The sequence below is a fragment of the Hyalangium sp. genome, assembly GCF_045802625.1.
GTDB lineage: Bacteria > Myxococcota > Myxococcia > Myxococcales > Myxococcaceae > Hyalangium.
This window is the reverse complement of the sequence record NZ_JBJMQP010000050.1, coordinates 1-20,031: the sequence shown is the minus strand read 5'-3', so window position 1 is coordinate 20,031 and position 20,031 is coordinate 1. Positions and strand designations below refer to the sequence as shown.

Here is a 20,031-nt window from a genome sequence, read left to right as displayed (position 1 = left end):
GCCGGCCCGAGAGAATCACGGCATACAGCTTCTCTTCTCAGCAGCAATCCTTTCTGCCTTCGTGTGCTTGCTTGTCACTCATTTTCCGGTGGCTATATCGGAGGGGTCACACCCGTTCCCATCCCGAACACGGAAGTTAAGCCCTCCAGAGCCGATGGTACTCCGCGGGAAACCGCGTGGGAGAGTAGGTCGCTGCCGGATTTTTTTACCTCGCGCCCCTGGCGCCCTTCACTGGGCCCCAGGGGCGTTTTTTTTTCCTGCCGTTGCAGTGTTTGCGTCTCATCAGGCGCGATCCTGTTTCTGGCGGCTGGCTCGTGGGCCTGCTTGAGTGGCGGCTCCCTCGCTTTCCCAGGAGCCATCGCGTGAAACGACTGAGTCTCTGCTTCCTCGGCGGTGTCCTTGCTGTGGGGCTGCTGTTGGCCCCGAGCTCTTCCGAGGCCGCCACCAACATCCGTCTCGGGCTTGGGGCGGACTACTGGTTCGAAAAGACCGGCACCTTCCAGGTTACGCTCGGCGTCGACACCCACCTGGCGGGCCCGCTCACCATTGGCGGCCGGTTCGGCGCGATGCTGGTGGCCTCGCCCAACACCCTGGGCATCCCCATCGATCTCGTGTTGCACGCCAACCTCGCCCGGCAGTTCTATATCGAGGGGCTCGCCGGGCCGTGGATCCTCTTCGCGGGGGACACCTTCCGCGCTCATGCGGCCTTTGGCTTTGGCCTCCAGAGCGGCGCGATCAGCTTTGGCGTCGAGGTGGGGTACCTGTCTCCCAATCCCACGGTCGGTCTGAGGTTCGGGTACAGGTTCTGAGCGCCCGGTGGGCAGGGTGGGGCTCGAGGCGCTCGCCCTAGTAGTGCGGTGGACGCTCCTGCTGCTTGGCGTCCACCAGCCCCGGCTCTCCTTCCAGCTTGCGCTTCAGGAGCTCCACTTCGGTTCTCAGCGCGGCCAGCTCCTGCTGCTGGGCGTAGAGTACGTCGCTGAGCTGCTGCAGCAGCTCCGCCTGTTGCATGTACCGCAGCTCCAGCTCGATGAGGCGCGACTCGTCCATGCGTCAGGGATACCTCATCTGAAGACCCTCGAACACATCCAGCGGGCCCGGGAGCTGCTCGCTCGAGGCCAGGAAGAGCTCGCCGAGGCCGCCCTCAGTGACGCCATTGATGCCGCCGTCGCCGCGGAGGACCTGGTCCTGCTGACCCAGGCTCGGATGGCGCTCGGGGAGATGCTTGTCGAGCAGGGGCGTCAAGAAGAGGCCGTTCCCTTTCTTCAGGCCGTCGTTCGGACGGAGATCGCCGATGGCTCGGTCGACCTCGAGGTCAAACGCTCCGCTCACCTGCTTCGCCGCATCCGAGGCATCGAGCCCTGAGAAGGAGCGTCAGCGGTCCGAGCGGCAGGCACCCCGGATGAGCTCCGTTTGATCCTGGAAGCGGCGCTCCAGGTCCATCTTCGTCACTCGCGCCGCGTCGAGCCGGCCCGCCTTCAGCTGCATCGCGCACAGCGCCGCCAGCGGCCGGGGATCCGAGACGTCCAGCCGATCCGCCTCGCGCAGCTCCTCCTCGGCCGCGTCGAGGTCTCCCAGCTGGAACTGCGTCACCCCGAGCTGGTAGTGCGCTGCCGCCGACCGGGGGCTCTCCGCCACCGCCTGGGCGAAGAAGCCGCGCGCCTCCTGGGTCCGGCCCGCCCGTGTCCGGAGCAGCCCCAGCTCCAGGAACAGCTGCTCTTTTGGCAGCTTCGGCCCCAGCGCTCGGAGGGTGGCTTCCGCCTCGTCAGGCCGGCCCGCCGCGCTCAAGAGCCGGGAGTACCGGAGCTGCAACGCCAGCTCCTCCGGGGACTTCTTCCGGGCTCGATCCAACGCCTCCGCCGCAGCCGCCAGGTCTCCGTCCTGCTCGCGCATGTCCGCCCAGAGCAGATCCGGCCGCGCGTCTGTTGGCGCCAGCCGTGCGGCTCGCTCGAAGGACTCCTGCACACAGCGCTCCGCGCGCTCCACGCGGCAGATCCGCGCTCGCAGCAGCTGCGTCTCCACGGCCCCCGGCTCCCGGCGGTCCGCTTCCTCGATCAGCTCCCGAGCCTCCGCCGGCGCTCCGTCCAGCAGGAGCTCCGCGGCCTCGCGCAGATCCGCTCCCGTCGCCTTGGGGTTGTTCTTCAACGGCTTCAGCACGGGCAACCGGTTCTCTACCTCCCGAGTCACCCTCGCGATCGCCAGCTCCTGCTCGGGCATGTTCCTCGGGAGGAAGAGCGGGATCAGGTGCACCAGGAACGCGACACCGCACACCGCGAGCGCGCTCCGCACCGCGCCGCTCATCCGCCGCCCTCGCGGTTGTGGCTGGGAGCCAGTGGCTGCTGTCTCCTGCACTCGTTCCTCCACGCCGCTGCCTCGCTGATGCTCGGGCCGCCGCCCCACGGGGCCGGGCTTCCGCCTGCCGTCTCCTGGCGACGGCTCCTTCATGAATCCCTATCCGCCTCCGGGCCTGCTCGCTAGCACTCCTGTCACTCTCATGGCTCCTGGGCTCCAGCGCCCGGCCGTGGGGCTCAAACCGCCCGCAACCGAGGCCGCAGCGTCGAGGGCAGATCCAGGCCGCAGCTCCAGCACAGCTCGAAGTTCCCCGGGTTCTCCTCACGGCAGCGCGGACACTGCACTTCCTGCTCCGCGGCTTCCCGGTTCTCCTCCAGCTCCGCGATGAGCTGCCGTGCCGCCTCCACCTCGTGAGGCCACAGCCACAGCTCGAGCCACGTCTCCGTGCTCGGAATCTCTCCGCTCAGGGGGGCCAGCGACTCTCCGCGCACCTCCACCGAGAGCCCCGACGCCTCCAGCACTCCCGCCAGCAACCGTGCCTCGCCTACCGTTCGATAGACTCCGAACCGAACCCGCGTCATCCCTTCTCTCTGTCACGCTCGGGCTTGCCCAGCAACAGGGCCTTGCTCGGGCCTGGGCTCGTCGAGAAGAGCGGGCGAGGCCTACTCCTCGACGCGCAGCATGTGCGGCAGCACCGCGTGTGCGTGCCGTGGCGCCCGGGCATGAAGCTCCGCGGTCAGCAGCGCATCCAGCTCCTCCAGGAGCTCGTCGTACGGTGCGCCTGCTCCCTTGGCGGGGAGCCGTTTGGCCTTCAGGCAGACTCGCGGCGCTTCCTCGTCCTCGAAGGCCAGGCTCACCGACATCCCGTTCGGGCCTCCCTCCGCTGCTCGCATCACCGCCGGGGCTGGCTGCCTGGCCGCCGCTTCCATCAGCGGCGTCAGCCGGTCGACCTCCTCGGGGGTCAGCTCCCGCTCGCTGATCTCCTCGCCCTGCTCCAGTACTCGGAGGAAGCGCAGTCCTTCGACTCGCACCGCCTGCGCGCCTGTGTTCGTCCGCCCGTTGCGCTCGTAGGTTACCGTTCGCACCTGCTCCACCTCCCTCGTGTTCAGCTATGCACTGGCGGGCAGGTTGGCACCGGGTCGCTCGAGCCTCCGCCCGATCCATTCTCCCCGCTGCACAAAGCCGCCGATGACTGGCTGACACCTCCTTGACCTTCCAGGCTCCTGCCTCGCCTCGCGAGGGCTCCTCCTTCACCCGTCCCGGGGCCAAGTTCTGGCCCCATAAGGAGAAAGAACGCCATGGCCCAAGACAGCGGCAAGACCCCCCGTCCTAATGATCAGCGCTCGAATGCGAAGAACCCAACCAGCCACGAGAAGAAGGCCGCGGACGACAACCGCTCCAACCAGATGAACCCGGAGCACCCCGCCCACCCGTCTCAGCAGCAAGACAAGAAGGGCTAGCTCCCCGGGTGGATCAATCCCAGGTCCGGCCTGGCCACCTTTCGCCTGCCTTGCAAGGCGCTCACGCCCGCTCCGACTGCTGCCCGCTGTCTTCGCGGTGCTGACGGATGGACGGATTCATGCTCGCTGGGGCCGGTGGGGTGTCCCCCTTCTGACGCGGTGCGTGCACATTCCCTGCCGTCTCGCGGCGCTGGCCGGTACACTCCCCCCGTGCGTCAAGAATCCGCTGCCCTCATTCGCACCCCCACCGAGCAGGAGACTCCTCCACCGCCGCCCCCTCGCGCCGAGCGGCTGCGCGTTCTGGGCTCCGAGGCCTTCGATGTCCTGATCATCGGCGGCGGCGTCACGGGGACGGGGGCCGCTCGCGATGCCGCCCTGCGTGGACTTCGCGTGGCGCTCGTCGAGCGCGAGGACTTCGCCAGTGGCACCTCCAGCCGCTCGTCCCGCCTCATTCATGGCGGCGTGCGCTACCTGGAGCATGGCCACCTGGGCCTCGTCTTCGAGTCCAGCATCGAGCGCATGCGCCTGCTGCGCCTCGCCCCCCACCTCGTCCGGCCCCTGGCCTTCACCTGGCCCGTGTACAAGGGCGCGCGCATCCCTCGGTGGAAGCTCAACGCTGGCCTCATGCTCTATGACGCCCTGGCCCTCTTCCGGAACGTGAAGGGCCACCGGGGCCTCAACGCTCGCCAGACGATCGAGGCCGAGCCCGGGCTGCTCCCGGACGGACTCACGGGTGGCGCCCGCTACTACGACGCCGCCACCGACGATGCGCGCCTCACCTTCGCCAACGCCCTCGGCGCCTCCGAGGCCGGCGCCGTCATCCTCAACCACGCCTCCGTGCGCAGGCTCGTCATCGAGGAGGGCAAGGCGCGCGGCGCCGTCATGGTGGATCACCTCTCCGGCCAGGAGTTGACCGTCCGCGCCCGGGTGCTCGTCAACGCCACCGGCCCGTGGAGCGATGAGATCCGCAAGCTCGACGCCACGGGCGAGACCCACGCCGTGCGCGGCAGCAAGGGCGTCCACATCTCCGTCCCGCGCGAGCGCGTGGGCAACCGCGAGGCCCTCACGCTCCTGTCCCCCCTGGACGGGCGCGTCATGTTCATCCTCCCCGCCGGCAAGCACACCATCATCGGCACCACGGAGACCTCCACCCGCGCCCACCCCGCCGAGGTCCGCGCCAGCGAGAAGGATGTGGAGTACCTGCTCGCCTCCGCCAACGCCTTCTTCCCCCAGGCGAAGCTCGCGCGCGCCGATGTCGTCAGCGCGTGGGCCGGCATCCGCCCCCTGGTGTCCCGGGGCTACAGCGGCGGCGGAGATGCCGGCAGCGCCAGCCGAGAGCATGCGATCGATCTCAGCCCCAGCGGCGTCATCGCCATCAGCGGCGGCAAGCTCACCACCTACCGCGTCATGGCGCGGGACGTGGTGAATGCCGTGGAGCACCAGCTCGGCGTGCCCCGCCGCAAGACGGTCACCGAGACGCTGCCGCTGCCCGGCGGCGACCTGCCCTCCTTCGACGCGGGGCTGCAGGCCGCGCTCCCCGAGGTGGGCCATGCCGAGGTGGCGCTCCACCTGGTGCGCGCCTATGGCAGCCGCTGGCGTCAGGTGTGGGCCTTCACCCGAGCGGAGGACTCGCTCTCTCGGCCGCTCGTCGAGGGCCTGCCCTATCTGCGCGCCGAGGCCGCCTACGGCGTCACCCACGAGTTCGTCCACACCCTGGCTGATCTGCTCATCCGCCGACTCAAGGTCGCCTTCGAGACGCGCGACCAGGGCGCCGAGGCCGCTCGCGCCGCTGCCGAGGTGATGGCCCCTCGGCTGGGCTGGGACGCCGCCGAGACCCAGCGCCAGCTCGAGGCTTACTCCCAAGACGCGGGCCGCATCTTCAACGTCGACCCGGCCGATGGTTGACAGCTTCCGTTGGCCTTCGTTCGTCGGCGCACGCCTTCGTTGTGAATTGGTGTGCGCCGCTGTGCGAGCATGCTCCCTTCATGGGCGGCCATCCAGACACCGTGATTAACATCGCTCGGGAACGCGGTTGCCGGTCGGCCCGTTCATTCCGGCTGGTACGGAGCCGGCAGTCGTACCACTCCGCCAGGAGCGAAAGAGAGCGACTATGAAGCGTTGGGTCTTGCTAGGGCTTGTGGGGCTGGTGTCGGCCTGCAAGGGCGATGATAAGCAGCCCGCGAGCGCGGACTGCATGGACGTGGCACAGGCACTGCCCTCCGCGGGCATGTCCTCCCAGGGCATGGCGCTGGACTCCGAGGAGCCCCAGGCCGCCGCGCTGGATGGCCGTGAGCCCGTGCTCGTCCGCTACCGCCGGACCGTGTCGGCCGCCTCCGCCGCTCAGGGCGCCTCGGATGCGGTGACGCGCTCGGGCGGCGTGGTGAAGGCGCGCTGGTCCCGGCTGGGCGCCGTGGCCGCTCGGCTGTCGCGCCAGGAGCGCGAGGCGCTGGCGAACGATCCCGATGTGCTCGCCATCGAGCCGGACCGGCCGGTGCATGCCTTCACCCGGCAGGCGGTGGTGACCCAGGGCGGGGTGGGCGAGTACACCGAGGGGCTGAAGCAGGTGCAGGCCCCCCAGGTGTGGGACGCCAACAATGACGGCATCCTCGACGACAAGGCCCCCAACGGCTCGGGCATCAAGGTGTGCGTCATCGACAGCGGCTGGGACAACCGCCAGCCCGAGCTGAGGGCCGCGTACGCGGGCGGCAAGGACTTCGTCGACCACGATGACGACCCGCTGGACTTCGACGCCACCACCGGCAAGTGGGGCGGCGGCCACGGCACGCACACGGCGGCCACCATCGTCGCGCAGTTGGGCTCGGCCGGCTCGGTGGCCCCCGGGGATGATCCGAACGGCGTGGTGGGCGTGGCGCCCGGCGTGGAGCTGCTCGTGGCGCGCGTGCTCAACACCAAGGGCAACGGCAGCACCTCGGACATCATCTCCGCGCTGGACTGGTGCCAGACGCAGGGAGCGAAGATCGTCTCGCTGTCGCTGGGCGCCTCGGACCCCAGCCCCACCGAGGAAGAGGCCTTCAAGAAGGCCATCCAGGGGGGGATCCTCCCCGTCGCGGCCAGCGGCAACAGCGCCACCGGAGACGCGGTCGGGGATGCGGCGCTCGGCATCGCGTACCCCGCGGGGTATGACGGGGTGATGGCCGTGGGCGCGGTGAACTTCAAGAACGAGCACGCCATCTTCTCGCAGGTGGGCCCGTCGCTGTCCCTGGTGGCCCCCGGCGTGGACGTGCTGTCCGCGATGATCATCGGCTCCGAGTCCTACTCCCAGGTGTCGGTGGACGGGCAGCCGTTCAACTCCAACGCGGTCTCGTTCGCCCCGACGGGCGACTACGCGGGCACGATGCTCAACTGTGGCGTCGGCGACTCGCGCGACGCGTGCGGCAAGGAGGCCACGTGCAGTGGCTTCGTGGCGTACGTGGATCGCGGCGGCACGGATGAGCTGGGCGCCGGCCTCACCTTCGCCAAGAAGGTGGACTTCATGCGCCGGGCCGGGGCGCGCGCCGTCATCATCGGCAATAACGATCCGAAAGACGGCATCGGCAACTTCACCCTGGGCACCGACGGCACGTGGGTGCCCACGGCCGCCGTCTCCAACGCGGACGGGGCCACCCTCAAGTCGCTCCAGGGCAAGGAGGCCGAGGTGAAGCTCGTCGGCGTGGACTACGCGCGCCTGTCGGGTACCTCCATGTCCACCCCGCACGTGAGCGGTGTGGCCGCGCTGGTGTGGAGCGCGCGCCCCACGCTCACGGCGGCCCAGGTGCGTCAGCTGCTCGAGGACTCCGCCAAGGATCTGGGGACCGCCGGGCCTGACAGCACCTACGGCCACGGGCTGGTGCAGGCCAAGGCCGCGCTGGATCTGCTCCAGACGCGCTTCCCCGCGCCCTGAGCCCTCCGCGGCTCCGGTGGGGTGAGGGACTCGTGAGCCCTCACCCCGCCTTCGGGCCCGGGAGAGTTCCAGCGCTCGGCTCAGTCCGATGACGCCAGGGCCGGCGAGGCGATGAGGCACGCCCTGAAGCGATCCTCGGTGGCCGCCATCTCCTCGCCGCTCGTGTCCACGCAGGCCTCCAGCAGGCCCGAGGCGAGGACCTCCTGGCTCCAGGGCTCCTCGAGGGCGTTCACCGGGCGCACCTGCGCCACACCGAAGACCATGAAGGCCACGGCCGCGGCAGCTCCCAGCGCCATCATGCCCCGGTGAGACCAGTGGCCCTGGCGCGGCGCGGACCTCGCGGCCCGGCGCGGCGAGGCCCCGGGCGCGGGGGCGGCCCCCTTCGCCGCGGCCAGCCGGGCCTCCAGGGCCGAGAAGTTCAGCGCGGGCCGCGCGGGTATGCGGCGGGCCCGCTGCGCCATCCACCCGCGCTCCAGCTTCAGCCACGCCAGGGTGTGAGTGCACGCGGCGCATCCCTCGGCGTGCGTGCGGACGCGCTCCGCTTCCGCGGGAGACAGCTCCCCGGCCAGCAGCGCGTCCAGCTCGTGCTCGCGGCAGGCGAGGCTCATGGGCGACCTCCGACGTGGGCGGCCAGCCGCTCGCGGAGCTGCAGCCGCGCGCGGTGGATCTCGTTCTTCACCTTGGGCAGGGACCAGCCCATCACCTGGGCAATCTCCTCGTAGGGCAGGCCATGATCGATGCGCAGCATCAGCGCCGAGCGCCGCTCCTCGCGCACGTGCCCGAGCGCCTCCGCCAGCAGCGCCTCTGTCTCCCGGTCCAGCAAGAGGTCCTCCGGCGTGGGCGTGGGGAGCACCGCCTCCACCAGGCCCTCGTGCTCCTCACCCTCCACGTCCAGGTGGACGCCTCGCGAGCGGCGGGCCTCCAGGAACACCCGCCGGGCGATGCCCAGCAGCCACGAGGCCAGCCGGTCCTCATCCTTCAGCGTGTGGAGCCGCCCATGGGCGCGGACAAAGGTCTCCTGGGTGGCCTCGTCCGCGGCGGCCTCGTCCCGGAACGAGTCCTTGAGGAACCGCCAGACGGACGGCGAGTGGCGCTCGAACAGGAGGCGGAAGGCGGCCGGATCCCCAGCGCGGGCGCGGCGCAGCAGGGTGCGCTCCCCTTCCCGGGCCTCGGGGGCCTCATCTCCGGCGGCGAACATTCGCAAGGCGAGCAGGGGAGCCACGGATCCTCAGTGACACGAGCCGGCCGGTGGTTTCAGGGCTCCCTCCCTTTCTTCCGGCTGCTCGCGGCCCCGCCAGCGTGCCCCAACTGCGCCGAGAGGGAAACCCACTCGCTCCTACCCTTGCTGGGCGGGGGATGAGGGGAGGGGTAGGTGTGGCTCCTGGGCGTTCTACAGCGGGTCGAGCCCACCTTCCCGGAGGAGGGAGAACAAGGAGCGACACATGCGACGAGGAGTCTGGGTGGTGCTGGGCCTGATGGGGGCGGCTCCCGGTGGGGCGCTGGCCCAGGGGGCGCAGCGGCAGCCTACCGAGCAGACACAGGGGGCCTCGCGGGGACAGGGGGCCTCCAATGGGGCCGTCCAGCCGCAGGGCGCGGTGGGCTCGGGGCAGGCGGGCGACAACTCGGGGATCATTCTCGAGATACCTCAGGGGGGAGTTCGGTTCCCGGGCATCCTGGGAGCCCAGCGGAGCCAGTCGCTCCAGGCTCACTCGGGCACGGGAGGCAGTGGCCTGAGCCCGCGCTGTTCCGCGGCGTCCACCGGGCCCAACGAGGACATCTTCGTGGGGACGTTGCTGAGATCCGCGACGCCAGGCCGGCTGGTCATGCGGGGCCCGAGTCAACGGGTCTATGAGTTCGGCCTCGGGGAGCGGATGCGGGTGCTGGGACCGGATGGGGCCGCCGTCTCGCTGCAGGCCCTCAAGGCAGGCACTCCTGTGAGGACGGTGACTCGACCGGGAGACGCCGAGGACCAGGTGGTCGTCCTCCAGGTCCTGAAGCACACACAGCCACCGTCTCGCTGAGCGAGTCCCTCAGCCCGCGCCGGTGGCGGGTCATCGGCGCGGACGGGACGAGGGCGGAAGGGGAGCGGTTGAGCGGGCGGTGGCGCATCCCGTGCCTCGTCCCGCGCACCGTTGCCCCGCGGCGTTCAACCGACAACCTTGTGCGGGGTGGGGGAGGTGCGGCCGATGCGGAACGTCATGCTGGCGGTGGTGGGGCTCGTGGGGTTGGTGCTCCTGTGTGGCTCGGGAGTGCTGCTGGCGCAGAGCGACACGACGAACCCCGGGAATGCGGTGGACGCGGATGCCGCGGACTCGCGGCTCCAGGGCATGTCGACTCAGGGGACGAGCGAGGGAGGCTTGAGGGTCAGCTTTGGCACCAGCGGCGTGGGCGGCTCCGAGACGTCGTCGGGTACTGGCCCGACGAGCGGCACGGGCGGAAATGGGACGGTTGGGACCTCGGACACAGCGGGCCCCGGCGCGACGGCGGGGCCGGGTTCGCTGGCGAGCGGAGCCGGGCAGACCGTGGGAGCGGCAGGGACTGGCACGACGGGGCTGTCGCAGTCCGTCCAGCAACTCCAGCAAGAAGTGACGCAGATGCGGCAGGAGCTGGCGCAGCTCCGGGCGCAGCTCGACAACGTGAGCGCGAACACGGGCGTGGGGGGCTCCGGGCAGGCGGGTGTGGCCCCGAGCGGCTCGTCATCGGGAGCGGCTGCCAATCCGAGCACGGCCTCCAACGGGACGGCGCCGCAGGGCGCGGCGGTGGCGGGAGGGACTTCTTCAGGCACGCCGCTGCGCGCGGGGACGGCTCAGGAGACAGGCGCGCGGAGCACGGCTGCACAAGGCGAGGCCGTGGTGAATGCCATCTACACGGGCAGGGTGCGCTCGGTGTCGGCGGGACGGCTCGTGTTGGTGGACGAGGCGGGCAAGCCCTTCACGGTGGAGCTGGGGGACAAGACGCGCGTGCTCCGCAAGGGCCAGCGCATCTCCGCGCAGGAGCTCAAGGAGGGCACCCGCGTACGGGCCGTGGTGGACATGCTCTCCGGGCACAGCCAGGCCACGGAGGTCACCACCCTCCCCACGAAGTGAGGGCGGCGCCAGCGGCCCTTCGTCTGGGAAGCGGGCTGCGCCCGTGGGCCTACGGACGGACTCGCGCCCGCAACACGGCGCGCGAGTAGTCCACCACGGCCGCGACGGAGAGGACCGCCACGGTGGCGACGAGCGGCCGCACGATGACAGGCAGGAGCAGCGCCGCGAGCAGTGTCAGTGTCTGCAACGCCGTGGTGGCCTTGCCGAGCATCCGCGCCTTGAGCTCCACCGGGCGCATGGATGGAGAAATGCGCGCGACGAGGAAGCCCACCGCGGTGCCCACGTCCCGCAGCACCAGCAGGCAGACCTGCACGGGCGTGAGCAGCCCATCGAGCAGCAGCGCGAGGAGGGCCGTCATCGCGAAGCCGCGGTCTCCTATCGGATCAATGAGCGCGCCCAGGCGCGTGGTGAGCCGCGCGTGGCGGGCGATCCAGCCATCGAGCACGTCCGTCACGCCCGCGAGCACGATCAGCCCGGCACGCAGCAGGGTGTTGGAGGTGATCAAAAACAACGCCGCGAGCACCAGGCGCGACAGCGAGAGCGAGTTCAACAGCACCAGCTGCACCCGCCGAGGCATCCAGGAGGGATGGACTCGCGGCTCAGCCGTCGGGAGGACGGGCCTGTCGGGGATGTCGGAGGGGCTAAGGAGAGGGGCTCGGCGCATGGTGGCTCTCGGGCTCTGCCTTCAAAATAAGGAGGAGATTCCTCCTGGCAGATTGTGATGAGCCTCCTCCTTCGCCGAGCGGGGGCAGCGGCAAGCGCCCGCCTGCTCGCCGGAGCCCGTTCCTTACGGGGACTCGGGCGGGGCCTGGGTCTGCTCGTAGCTCTCCAGCGTCTGCCTCACCTTGGGGGCCAGCCGGTGATCGGGCGCCATGCGCAGGAAGGTGCGGTACTCACCGGCGGCCTCTTCCCATTGGGTCTCGCCCGCGAGCGCGGATCCGCGGAGCATGTGGCAATCCGCGAGCTGGGGATCCGCGTCGATGCAGCGCTGGGCCATGGCCGCGGCTTCACTGAACTGCTTTGCCCGGAGCAGCTTGGCCGCATCCTCATACAGGGACTGAGCGGGGCTGGACTTCTGCGGCGCCGCTGCCTTCGTCCTGGTAGCCGTGGGCTTCTTCTTCGAGGAGGCCCTGGCGGTGGCCGGCGTCCCGAGCAGGATCAGCCCGCTCATGAGTGCCCCCAGCAGTGGCATGCGATGGGAGAAAGAACGAGGAGCAGATCTGGGCATGCGGCCATCCTAGCGCGGCTGGCGCCTCGAGGCGGGAGGGCGGCTCAGAGCGGGATGAGGTACATCCTGGGCTAGTAGCGCGTGGGGGCCTTGGGGTCCGGACCGCTCGTGCGCGGGGCCTCCTCCTGCTCCTCGTCGACGCTCAGCGGATCCCACCCTGGGCCCGCGGCGCGGCGCTCCGCCAGCGGCGGCTCGTGCGCCAGCGGGACGGACGGACCCGGGGGAGTCGATACCCGGACACGCCGCTGCTCCTCGATGGCGGGCGCGGCCTCGCTCGTGGGCCGCAGCTCATACTGGCCGTGGTCCTGGAACTTGGCGCTGTCCATGCGCGCCTCGGTGAGATCCGTCGGCCCCAGCCCCAGCCCTCCCTGCGGTGGCGGCGCGGCGATGCCCGCGATCCCCACGGTGGCCTTCCCCGCGCCCGCGGCGGCTTCCGAGTCCGCCTTCCTCAGCGCGGTGTGGTCCCTCATGAGGATGAGCGCATCTCCTTGCACCGTGGAGATGTCGTCGATGGGGATCCGGAAGTCCCGGAGGAAGAACTGGCCCTTCTCGATGATGATGGCGTCCGTCATCACGTCGATGACTCGCCCCATCTGCACGCCGTCGCTGCTCATGACGGCCATGCCTCTTCGGATGTTCGTGCGCTGGTTCATGGCTCGCTCCTCCGCTCGCTCGAAGTGAAGGCCAGGGCGGGGACCGGGCAGGCCCTGGCACGTTCCACTCGAAAGATGGGGACTGCGAGTCACAGCAGCAGAGGCGAGCCCTCTTCCTCTGGCGGCTCCATGGCTGCCCGCTCAGCGGCCCTGCAGGGCGGACAGCCGCTCCCGAGCACCCTGGTTCTGCGGAGCGAAGCGGACCGCGTCCTCCAGCCGCTCCCGCGCCTTGTCCGGCTGGCCCTGGACCATGTAGAGGTCCGCCAGCATCACGAGCAGATCCGCGTAGTACGGCTGGACGTCCAGGGCCTGCTCGAGCTGCCGCGTGGCCTTGGGCAGCTCCTTCCGGCGCATCGCCAGCTGCCCGAGCATCGCATGGGGCGCCATCAGCCCCGAGGTCTCCGGCTGCTGCGCCAAGGTCTCCAGGGCGGCCATGCCTCGCGAGTCTCCCAGCTGCGTCAGCGCGAAGGCCGTCGCTTGGCGCACCCAGATGGACGGATCCTTCAGCAGCGGCGCGAGCTCATTGACCGCCACGCGGGCCTGCGCCGCCCCGAGCGCCTCGGCGAGCTGGGAGCGCAGCAGCGAGTCCTTCGCGTCCGGGAGCGCGGCGCGCAGGGCGGGGATGGCCTCGGCATGGAAGCGGCGGGCGAGGAACAGGGCGGCGGCGCCTCGGAGCTCGGAGGCCTCCTGCGCGTCGGCGAGCACGGCCTCCAGGGAGGGGCGGCTCTGCGCGGCCGTCTTGTCCGCGAAGGCGTCCGCCAGCCGGAGCCGGCGCTCCTGGCGCTTCTTCGCCTCGGGCCACCAGCGCTCGAGGGCCTGCGCCATGTCCTCGGGCTTCTGCTTCTCGTGGGTGTGGCACGCGTTGCAGGCGTTGGGGATGGCGTGCTTCACGGTGTTCTGGGGCACGGGGACGCCGATGGCATGGTCCGCGAAGTGATCCAGCACGCCGGTGACGACGGGCGGCATGTGGCAGGCGATGCAGTCCGGGGCCGCGGCCGAGCTGTGGTGGGTGTGCTGCTTGCCCTGGGCGAACACGCTCGCGTGGCAGCCCTGGCACGTCGCATTGGGAGGGGACACTCCCGCCGAGGCGCTCTTGGGGAGCTGGAGCTCATTGGGCGCGTGCTTCTGGTGAGGCGCGGAGTGGCAGCTCAGGCACGTGGCGCCGCCCTTCATGAAGCACAGGGACTGGGTGAGGGCCTGGTTCTCGAAGCTGCTGGTGCTCGGGCGTCCGTCCTCGAAGTAGTCGCCGGAGACGTCGTTGCCCAGCAGCAGCACCATGGGTTGGTAGAAGTCCTCGTAGCGCTGGCCCGGGCGGAAGTGGTGCGCCGCGTCCAGCATGGGGAAGAGCGTGCGGCGCGGACCGTGGCACTGGGTGCACACGGCCATGCCGAGCTCGGGCGGCAGGCGCTTGGGCTGGACGATGTCCTTGGGGTCCTGCGTCTCCGCGTGGCGGGCGCCGGGGCCGTGGCAGCTCTCGCACGCGACGCCGGGATCCGCGAACGTCGTCCTCCACTGGTGGGCGCCGCGGTCGTAGCGCACGTCCAGGCCCGTGGTGTGGCAGTCCAGGCACGCGTGCTGGGCGCTGCGCGCGAAGTTGGCCCAGAAGAACGGGTGATCCGGCGTCAGCTTGCCCTGGCGCTTCTCCGAGTAGTCCACCCACGCGCTCTTGCCGGTGACGTGGAAGTAGACGGGGAGCACCTGCCAGCGGCCGTCCTGGGTGAGGGTCACCGGATCCTGCATGCGCTTGCCGCCGATGACCCACTGGACAGGGTAGTCCGACACGTTGCCGTCCACGCCCAGGGTGCGCATGACGTACCCATTGTCGCGCCGGGACATCCACGCCTCGCTGGAGTCGCCCTTGAAGTGGGCGTCGCGGAAGTTGCCCACGACGAACTTCTGCGTGGCCTTGGAGAGGGCGCGCGAGTGCCAGTCCTGGTGCCAGGCGGTGTGCTGTTCCTCATGGCACTCGCTGCAGGCCTCCGAGCCGGCGAAGGCGGTGGTGGGGGGCAGGGCCTTGTCGCTGGCGGCGGTGGTGGTGGCCTGGGCAGGAGTGGCCTGCTTGGGCGCGGCGTCCTGGGGGGCGGTGGGCTCCGGCTTGGGAGGGGCGTCCTGCTTCGTGGTGGGCGCGCTGGGAGCCGTCGGGCTCGGAGCGGCAGCCGGAGGAGCTGACTGGGACTCTGACTGGCGCGAGCACCGGGTGCTCGAGAGCGCCGCGAGCGCGAGGAGGGCAACGAGGCGGGAGGCGAGGCGAGGTTGGAGCATGAGGCGGTGCCCGGATGGTCCCCCGGACGGGTACGGAGCACAAGCAGCGTCCAGGGAAGGGAGCAGGGAGGCTTGGGGGCCCTCCGCGGTGAAGCCTGCCCGGCCGGTGGCTCACGAAGAGAACTGCAGGAGCGTTACAGCCAGACGCTCAGCGTGCCGTGAGGCGCGGCGGACCTTGTTCGGATCGATCAAGGCCAGGATGGCGAAGCTGTGCCCACCCTTGGAGTATTTGCCCTTGGTCTTGCTCTGGCGAGTTGCTGACTCCAACGCATGCAACACGGCCGACTTGGCGATGTCCTCGATGTTCCGGTTCTGTGGGAGCGCCGACTCCTGGAATCCTTGGCCATAGTGACCCGCCAGCGTCTCAGGGTCTGCCAGGAACCAGCTCTCCATGCACTGAACCATGAGGTGGGTGTTGTCCTCGGTGGCGCCGCTTGGGGGAGCCCATCCGTCCTGCTGCTTCAGGTGCTCCCAGATGGTCTTCTTGGGGTTCACCGGCGCTTCCGCGTCCACCAGCAGAACGATGTGCTCGCCGGGGTATTGGCGCAGGGCGGTGCTGAAGTCATCGAGCGCTTCGTTCCGGCTGCCGCAGGCAATGACCTTGGGCTGCTTCCCAGGCGGGATGAACTTCGCGAAGAACTGAGAGAAGCCTCGACGGCACTCGCTCTTCAGGGCGCCGGTGTTACCGCCACCTTCGACGTAGATCCGCACGCTCACCAGCGATTCCCCCCGATTTCACCTCGCCGCCAGAGCTGTCCGAGGGAGTACTTCTTGAGCCACTCGGCCAGCTCACCACTGTCGAGCCGTTTCATCGTGGTCGAGCCTTCGTGCTTCTCGCAGACGATGACCGACTCGGGCGTAAGCGCATCGATCAGCACATCCGAGTGGGTCGTGACGATGAGCTGCATCCGCGCGGAGGACTCCCGGAGGAGCTGGGCAAGCGGCGGGAGGAGATCGGGATGAAGCCCCATCTCCGGCTCTTCGATGCATACCAGGGAGCGGGGTTGAGGGTTCAGGAGGATGGCGAGCAAGGAGAGCCACCGCAGAGTTCCGTCCGACAGCCGGGTGGCGGGGATGATCCACTTGTGCTCGTGCAGGAAGACCTGGACCGTGCCGCCTACGACGCTGACGTCGACATCGCGGATGCCCTCGTAGAGCACGCTCAGGTGTTTCAGGAGGGCCTCCTTGGCTTCCGGATTCTTGCGAATCTGGTTCAGGATCAGGCCCAGGTTTCGTGCATCCGGTAGCAGTTGCTCGTTGGGGAGGTCAGCAGGCTGAGGGAGCCTGGGAGGCGTTGTCCGACCGAAGGACCAGTCCCGATAAAGAGCAATCTCGCCGTAGAAGTCCCCTAGGAAAGTCAGTTCTGGATAGACGTCTGGATCTCGGCGCTGAGAAAGAACGGACTCAGTGCTCTTGAACTCCTTCGGGTTCATCTCTTTTAGGGTGTCGCGGAGGCGAATGTGCGGGCGCCCCTCGAAATAAGCAAAGTGGATGTCTTCGTCCAAGTCTGGCGCCCGAGGCGGGGTTATGACGCGCTCGTCGTGGACCACCAAGCGTTGGGCGCTCTCACTGAGTTCCAGTGTGTGAGTCAGGGTCCAGGTTGGATCGAAGAACGGAAGATCGATGGTGCTCTCAATGCTCGCGAAAAGAGGGTCCTTGCTTCCTTTCCAGAGCCACTCCGCCGCGCCACCACCTTCTCGAAAGGCGTCGCTCAGGCTGCGAGGTGTGGCCGCAAGCAGACCAACCGCCTCGATGAGGTTCGATTTGCCCGAGCCGTTAGGGCCGATCAGGACGTTGAGGGCGCCGAAGGTGATGGGCTGACTGTCAGGGCCGAAGGACAGCAGGTTCTGGAGGTGGAGGCTCTTGAGAAACATGGACAGTCCCTCCGCGGGCATCACCAGGGTGACCCGATGGGGCGTCCTCGGGTGACTACGTTCCAATCAGCTTGAGGCGCCGCTGTCGAGTTCTTCCTACCCACTTCTGTCACGCCCCTTGCGAGAAGAAGAGGAAGTGCTCGGGCTGGCGCTGACAGCGGAACAGGTAGCCCCGGCCGTTGTCCCCGAAGTCCAGCCCGAACGGCATCGCCGACAGCTGTGCCACGAAGCGCGCGGGCTCGCCACAGCACTCGAGCATCGCGTCTCCGTTCAGCCACACCGGTACTCCGCCCACCTTGCTCTCTGGAGCGGCCTCCTGCGCCCTATCGAGCGCTTGGAGTTGTTCGCGCGTGGCCTCGTTCACGTCCACCGAGAGCGCTGCCGTGTCCTCCTCGGCTGGCGCGAAGCCCAGGCTCCAGGCGTTGTAAGCAATGCCCTGGGGCCGCTCGCCTTCCACCGTCGGCTCGCCCGCGCGCACCGGCACCGCCGCGTTCGCTCCCTCCTCCGGCATCGAGCGGTAGCAGGCCGTGTCCGGGTTCTCGCACTGGAACACGTACACCGCCGCGTACGGCGACAGGTCCACCTTCCCGGGCACATGCGGGAGCTGGAACAGGAAGCGCATCGGCGTGCCGCACATGCGGCATACCGGCCAGCGCATGGGGCCCACGGGCTCGGGTTCGCCGCCCACCTTCGCCAGCGGCACTCCCTTGCCCCCAGGCACCAGCGCCCACAGCGGAGCGAAGGTGGCCATCGCCCCCAGTCTAAAGGCCCGAGGCGTCTCTTCAAGCCTGCGGAGGCCATATTTCAGGCAGGCCGAGTCCCCTAGCTGCGGAGCGTCTCGAGATGGCGTTCACACTGGGCCAGGCTGCGCTTGTCCTCGACACGTTCGAAGAGTTGCGATGCCTCCTCGAAGTGGACGCGAGCGATCTCCGGTTGCGAACGCTGGAGCGCCACGTTCCCGAGACCCATCAGGCAGTTGGCCTCTCCGCGCAGAGAGCCTACCCGCTTGAGCAAGGGGCGTGCTTGTTCGTAGAGCGCTTGAGCGTCATCGAGTGCCGAGCGCTTCAAGGCGAGATTTCCGAGGCACCGAATGGAATGTGCTTGGCCGCGTAGGTTGCCCACCTCGGAGAAGAGCGTGCGGGCCTCTTCCAGCAGGGCGGGAGAGGCGTCCAACTCGCCCAGATTCCGCAGGCAGTAGGCCCGCCCCAGACGGTCTTCGAGCCTCTCGAACAGGTGCTTCGCTTCGACGAACTTGAGGCGCGCCTCCTGGAGGAGTCCACGCTCAAGGCCGACCTTGCCGAGGCAGTGGATGCAGTTGCCCTCGCTCAGAGGAGAGCCCACTTTCTCGAAGAGGTGGAGGGCCTGCTGGAAAGAGGACTCGGCTTCGTCGAGCCTCTGCCCATCGAGCGCGATCGACCCGATCCCACGGATGCAGCGCGCGTAGCCCAGGGTGCTCCTCTTCTCGGAGAGCTCGGGATCGGCCTGTTTGAAGACGGGCAGCGCCTTGCGAAAGAGGGCCTCGGCCTCGCGGTGGCTCGAGCGCTCCAGGAGGATTTGCCCCTCGACCTGCAGGCAGAGCGCCTCGCGCAGTCTGTCTCCTCGCTTCTGTGCCACCGTGCGGGCCTTCGCCACGACATGGGAGGAGCCATAGCCGGAGAACCGCCAGAAGTTATTGAGGTCCAGGATCTGATCAATGACCACCTGGACCTCGGCCCGCTGAAGCCCCTCCAGGAGCATGGCCTCGATGTTCTCCAGCTCAACGCGGAGCAGCTCGAGGGCCTCGGCGCCCTTGGTGCCGCCGACCCGGGGACCGAAGAGGGCCGCGAGGCCCCCATAGTGCGCGATGACTCGAGAGAGCTCCTCGGGTTGAAGCGGGAGGGCGGTGCTCACATACTCACGGATGAACGGGTGGGCGCTCCGGCGAGAGAACTCGTCCACGTGGATGAGCCCCAGCGTGGTGAGCCTGCCGGCGGCCTCAGCTTCGCCGGGGACGAGACGAGCAAGGTCCGCCTGGGAGGCTCCTCCCGGCAGCCGGGCAAGGATGGAGAGCAGCTTCCGGGCCGCCTCGGTCATCAGCGGCGAACGAAGCGCCTGCCCGATAAGACCGCCCAGTGGAGAACCAGGAGCACTGGGAGACCCACGGAGGTCCTGGTGGAGGGTCTGCCAGAGTGTCCGCAGGGAAACCGGAGCAGGCTCGCCGGAAAGGTGGCTCTTCGCCAGTCCCGCGAGGAGATGGATGTAGAGCGGATTGCCCTCTTGGAACTCGAGGAGCTGTTCAAGCAACGGATCCGAGAGGTCTGCCTGAGGTACGAGGTCGCCGAAGAGCGCGCGTGCTGAATCGGCGTCCAAGGGGGGCACTGGGAACGTGAGCGAGGACTGCGGCGTGAACAGCCGAGGGAGCTTCCGGCCTGCCAGCATCAGGGTCAGTCCCTCGATACTCGCGAGTTCTTCCAGCACCTGCTGCATGGCTGGGGTGTCCAACGATGGCGAGTCGAATCCGTCCAGAACGAGGAGGGCGGGACCTGCCGAGAGGGCAGAGAGTACCCGTGCCTTCAGGTCAGCGCCGGGAGCCACGCCGAGGGCTTCCGCGATGAGGCCGAAGACCGAGTCCTCACCGCTCATTCCATCGACACGTACGAAGTATCGCGAGCTCCCATAGTGTCTCGCCACGCTGGTGTGACGGAGGAGCTCGAGCGCGACCCGGCTCTTCCCCGCAGCAGCTAGGCCATAGATGAGGCCAGGGCGCGGTTCACTCTGGAGGCTGGCACTGACGAGCTTGCTCAGGAGCTCCTCGCGGCCGATGAACCGGGAGGTGAATTGTTCGGGCAGTTTGAAAAGGGGCAAGGGCTGGCGGGGGACGGGGCTCGTGGTGATTTGCGCACCTTGCCGCTGGAAGGCGTCCTCCCAGAGCACCTCCCGCGTTTGATCCAGCTCGCTGCGGGCACGCATCTTGGCGAGAGCCTCCTTGGGCAGCCAAGGGAAGTCTTGCTCCAGGGTGGACTGGGGACCGTGGCGGAAGATGACACGGTGGAAGCGCTCGGTCTTTCCCGAGCTGAAGGTCACCTCGTATTCAGCGCGGACGCGGCGGGAGCTCTTCAGCTTTCCGGAGCGGTAGTGGATGCCGAGCGCGAACAAGCGTGAGGCCAGAAAGCGATTCATGATGCTGGCCCCGGTAGTCAGCGGGTCCTCCGTCAATCCATTGAGGACCGCCTGGACTCCCGGCCGCAGCTGCGCTTTCAGCTTGGCGTCGAGCGCTGGAGGTACGCTCAACTCACGGT

Annotated in this window: 23 protein-coding genes and 1 rRNA gene; 9 read left to right on the top strand and 15 right to left on the bottom strand. The window is 69.0% G+C overall.

The window, feature by feature from the left end; translation table 11 throughout:
• Positions 1 to 84 precede the first annotated feature (84 nt).
• Both rrf and ACJ8AT_RS09430 read left to right on the top strand, forming a co-directional pair.
• A 5S ribosomal RNA gene (gene rrf / locus ACJ8AT_RS09435) occupies positions 85 to 201 on the top strand.
• A 161-nt stretch (positions 202 to 362) separates the two neighbouring features.
• On the top strand, positions 363 to 809 hold the full coding sequence (locus tag ACJ8AT_RS09430; protein ID WP_407737321.1) for a hypothetical protein: 447 nt from the start codon (positions 363 to 365) through the stop codon (positions 807 to 809).
• 37 nt (positions 810 to 846) lie between these two features.
• On the opposite strand, the gene ACJ8AT_RS09425 is transcribed toward ACJ8AT_RS09430, so the two are convergent.
• The 5 genes from ACJ8AT_RS09425 to ACJ8AT_RS09405 all read right to left on the bottom strand — a co-directional run bounded on the left by ACJ8AT_RS09425 (position 847) and on the right by ACJ8AT_RS09405 (position 3,374).
• Positions 847 to 1,047 carry a SlyX family protein gene (locus ACJ8AT_RS09425; protein WP_407737320.1) on the bottom strand — a complete coding sequence of 67 codons (201 nt, stop codon included), beginning with the start codon at positions 1,045 to 1,047 and terminating at the stop codon, positions 847 to 849.
• Between the two features lie 3 nt (positions 1,048 to 1,050).
• Positions 1,051 to 1,242, bottom strand: a complete 192-nt coding sequence (locus ACJ8AT_RS09420) for a hypothetical protein (protein WP_407737319.1) — start codon at positions 1,240 to 1,242, stop codon at positions 1,051 to 1,053.
• A gap of 129 nt (positions 1,243 to 1,371) precedes the next feature.
• Complete coding sequence (locus tag ACJ8AT_RS09415) at positions 1,372 to 2,442, bottom strand: tetratricopeptide repeat protein (RefSeq protein ID WP_407737318.1); 1,071 nt, start codon at positions 2,440 to 2,442, stop codon at positions 1,372 to 1,374.
• Positions 2,443 to 2,525: 83 nt separating this feature from the next.
• Positions 2,526 to 2,870: a hypothetical protein gene (locus ACJ8AT_RS09410; RefSeq protein ID WP_407737317.1), complete on the bottom strand. Its 345-nt coding sequence runs from the start codon at positions 2,868 to 2,870 to the stop codon at positions 2,526 to 2,528.
• Between the two features lie 81 nt (positions 2,871 to 2,951).
• Positions 2,952 to 3,374, bottom strand: coding sequence for a hypothetical protein (locus ACJ8AT_RS09405; RefSeq protein WP_407737316.1), 423 nt, complete (start codon positions 3,372 to 3,374; stop codon positions 2,952 to 2,954).
• Positions 3,375 to 3,587: 213 nt separating this feature from the next.
• Between ACJ8AT_RS09405 and ACJ8AT_RS09400 the strand changes: the two genes are divergently transcribed.
• The 3 genes from ACJ8AT_RS09400 to ACJ8AT_RS09390 all read left to right on the top strand — a co-directional run bounded on the left by ACJ8AT_RS09400 (position 3,588) and on the right by ACJ8AT_RS09390 (position 7,650).
• Positions 3,588 to 3,749 carry a hypothetical protein gene (locus ACJ8AT_RS09400; protein ID WP_407737315.1) on the top strand — a complete coding sequence of 54 codons (162 nt, stop codon included), beginning with the start codon at positions 3,588 to 3,590 and terminating at the stop codon, positions 3,747 to 3,749.
• A 210-nt stretch (positions 3,750 to 3,959) separates the two neighbouring features.
• Complete coding sequence (gene glpD, locus ACJ8AT_RS09395) at positions 3,960 to 5,654, top strand: glycerol-3-phosphate dehydrogenase (RefSeq protein WP_407737314.1); 1,695 nt, start codon at positions 3,960 to 3,962, stop codon at positions 5,652 to 5,654.
• Between the two features lie 205 nt (positions 5,655 to 5,859).
• Complete coding sequence (locus tag ACJ8AT_RS09390) at positions 5,860 to 7,650, top strand: S8 family serine peptidase (protein WP_407737313.1); 1,791 nt, start codon at positions 5,860 to 5,862, stop codon at positions 7,648 to 7,650.
• Positions 7,651 to 7,730: 80 nt separating this feature from the next.
• Here the strand turns inward: ACJ8AT_RS09390 and ACJ8AT_RS09385 are convergent, their stop codons facing one another.
• Both ACJ8AT_RS09385 and ACJ8AT_RS09380 read right to left on the bottom strand, forming a co-directional pair.
• The gene (locus ACJ8AT_RS09385) at positions 7,731 to 8,258 is read right to left on the bottom strand and encodes an anti-sigma factor family protein (RefSeq protein ID WP_407737312.1); all 528 of its coding nucleotides are present in this window, start codon (positions 8,256 to 8,258) and stop codon (positions 7,731 to 7,733) included.
• The gene (locus ACJ8AT_RS09380) at positions 8,255 to 8,872 is read right to left on the bottom strand and encodes an RNA polymerase sigma factor (RefSeq protein WP_407737311.1); all 618 of its coding nucleotides are present in this window, start codon (positions 8,870 to 8,872) and stop codon (positions 8,255 to 8,257) included. The genes ACJ8AT_RS09385 and ACJ8AT_RS09380 overlap by 4 nt, the downstream gene beginning before the upstream one ends.
• Positions 8,873 to 9,092: 220 nt before the next feature.
• On the opposite strand from ACJ8AT_RS09380, the gene ACJ8AT_RS09375 reads away from it, so the two are divergent.
• Together ACJ8AT_RS09375 and ACJ8AT_RS09370 are read left to right on the top strand one after the other, a co-directional pair.
• Positions 9,093 to 9,671, top strand: coding sequence for a hypothetical protein (locus tag ACJ8AT_RS09375; protein ID WP_407737310.1), 579 nt, complete (start codon positions 9,093 to 9,095; stop codon positions 9,669 to 9,671).
• A 165-nt stretch (positions 9,672 to 9,836) separates the two neighbouring features.
• A complete protein-coding gene (locus tag ACJ8AT_RS09370; RefSeq protein ID WP_407737309.1) occupies positions 9,837 to 10,736 on the top strand; it encodes a hypothetical protein in 900 nt (299 codons plus the stop codon).
• 49 nt (positions 10,737 to 10,785) lie between these two features.
• Here ACJ8AT_RS09370 and ACJ8AT_RS09365 read toward each other — a convergent pair whose 3' ends face one another.
• From ACJ8AT_RS09365 to ACJ8AT_RS09330, 8 genes are all read right to left on the bottom strand, one after another.
• Positions 10,786 to 11,313: a CDP-alcohol phosphatidyltransferase family protein gene (locus tag ACJ8AT_RS09365; protein ID WP_407737308.1), complete on the bottom strand. Its 528-nt coding sequence runs from the start codon at positions 11,311 to 11,313 to the stop codon at positions 10,786 to 10,788.
• A 210-nt stretch (positions 11,314 to 11,523) separates the two neighbouring features.
• Positions 11,524 to 11,907 carry a hypothetical protein gene (locus tag ACJ8AT_RS09360; RefSeq protein ID WP_407737307.1) on the bottom strand — a complete coding sequence of 128 codons (384 nt, stop codon included), beginning with the start codon at positions 11,905 to 11,907 and terminating at the stop codon, positions 11,524 to 11,526.
• A gap of 128 nt (positions 11,908 to 12,035) precedes the next feature.
• Positions 12,036 to 12,617, bottom strand: a complete 582-nt coding sequence (locus tag ACJ8AT_RS09355; protein ID WP_407737306.1) for a PRC-barrel domain-containing protein — start codon at positions 12,615 to 12,617, stop codon at positions 12,036 to 12,038.
• A gap of 141 nt (positions 12,618 to 12,758) precedes the next feature.
• A complete protein-coding gene (locus ACJ8AT_RS09350; RefSeq protein ID WP_407737305.1) occupies positions 12,759 to 14,879 on the bottom strand; it encodes a tetratricopeptide repeat protein in 2,121 nt (706 codons plus the stop codon).
• A 111-nt stretch (positions 14,880 to 14,990) separates the two neighbouring features.
• Positions 14,991 to 15,596: a DUF4276 family protein gene (locus ACJ8AT_RS09345; protein ID WP_407737304.1), complete on the bottom strand. Its 606-nt coding sequence runs from the start codon at positions 15,594 to 15,596 to the stop codon at positions 14,991 to 14,993.
• On the bottom strand, positions 15,593 to 16,753 hold the full coding sequence (locus ACJ8AT_RS09340; RefSeq protein WP_407737303.1) for an AAA family ATPase: 1,161 nt from the start codon (positions 16,751 to 16,753) through the stop codon (positions 15,593 to 15,595). Before ACJ8AT_RS09340 ends, ACJ8AT_RS09345 begins: the two co-directional genes overlap by 4 nt.
• Positions 16,754 to 16,862: 109 nt before the next feature.
• Positions 16,863 to 17,504: a hypothetical protein gene (locus ACJ8AT_RS09335; RefSeq protein ID WP_407737302.1), complete on the bottom strand. Its 642-nt coding sequence runs from the start codon at positions 17,502 to 17,504 to the stop codon at positions 16,863 to 16,865.
• 71 nt (positions 17,505 to 17,575) lie between these two features.
• Positions 17,576 to 18,826 (bottom strand): tetratricopeptide repeat protein, encoded by a 1,251-nt coding sequence (locus ACJ8AT_RS09330; protein WP_407737301.1) that lies wholly within the window; start codon positions 18,824 to 18,826, stop codon positions 17,576 to 17,578.
• A gap of 78 nt (positions 18,827 to 18,904) precedes the next feature.
• On the opposite strand from ACJ8AT_RS09330, the gene ACJ8AT_RS09325 reads away from it, so the two are divergent.
• Both ACJ8AT_RS09325 and ACJ8AT_RS09320 read left to right on the top strand, forming a co-directional pair.
• Positions 18,905 to 19,090, top strand: a complete 186-nt coding sequence (locus tag ACJ8AT_RS09325) for a hypothetical protein (protein WP_407737300.1) — start codon at positions 18,905 to 18,907, stop codon at positions 19,088 to 19,090.
• A 480-nt stretch (positions 19,091 to 19,570) separates the two neighbouring features.
• A complete protein-coding gene (locus ACJ8AT_RS09320; protein ID WP_407737299.1) occupies positions 19,571 to 19,894 on the top strand; it encodes a hypothetical protein in 324 nt (107 codons plus the stop codon).
• The last annotated feature ends 137 nt before the right edge of the window (positions 19,895 to 20,031 follow it).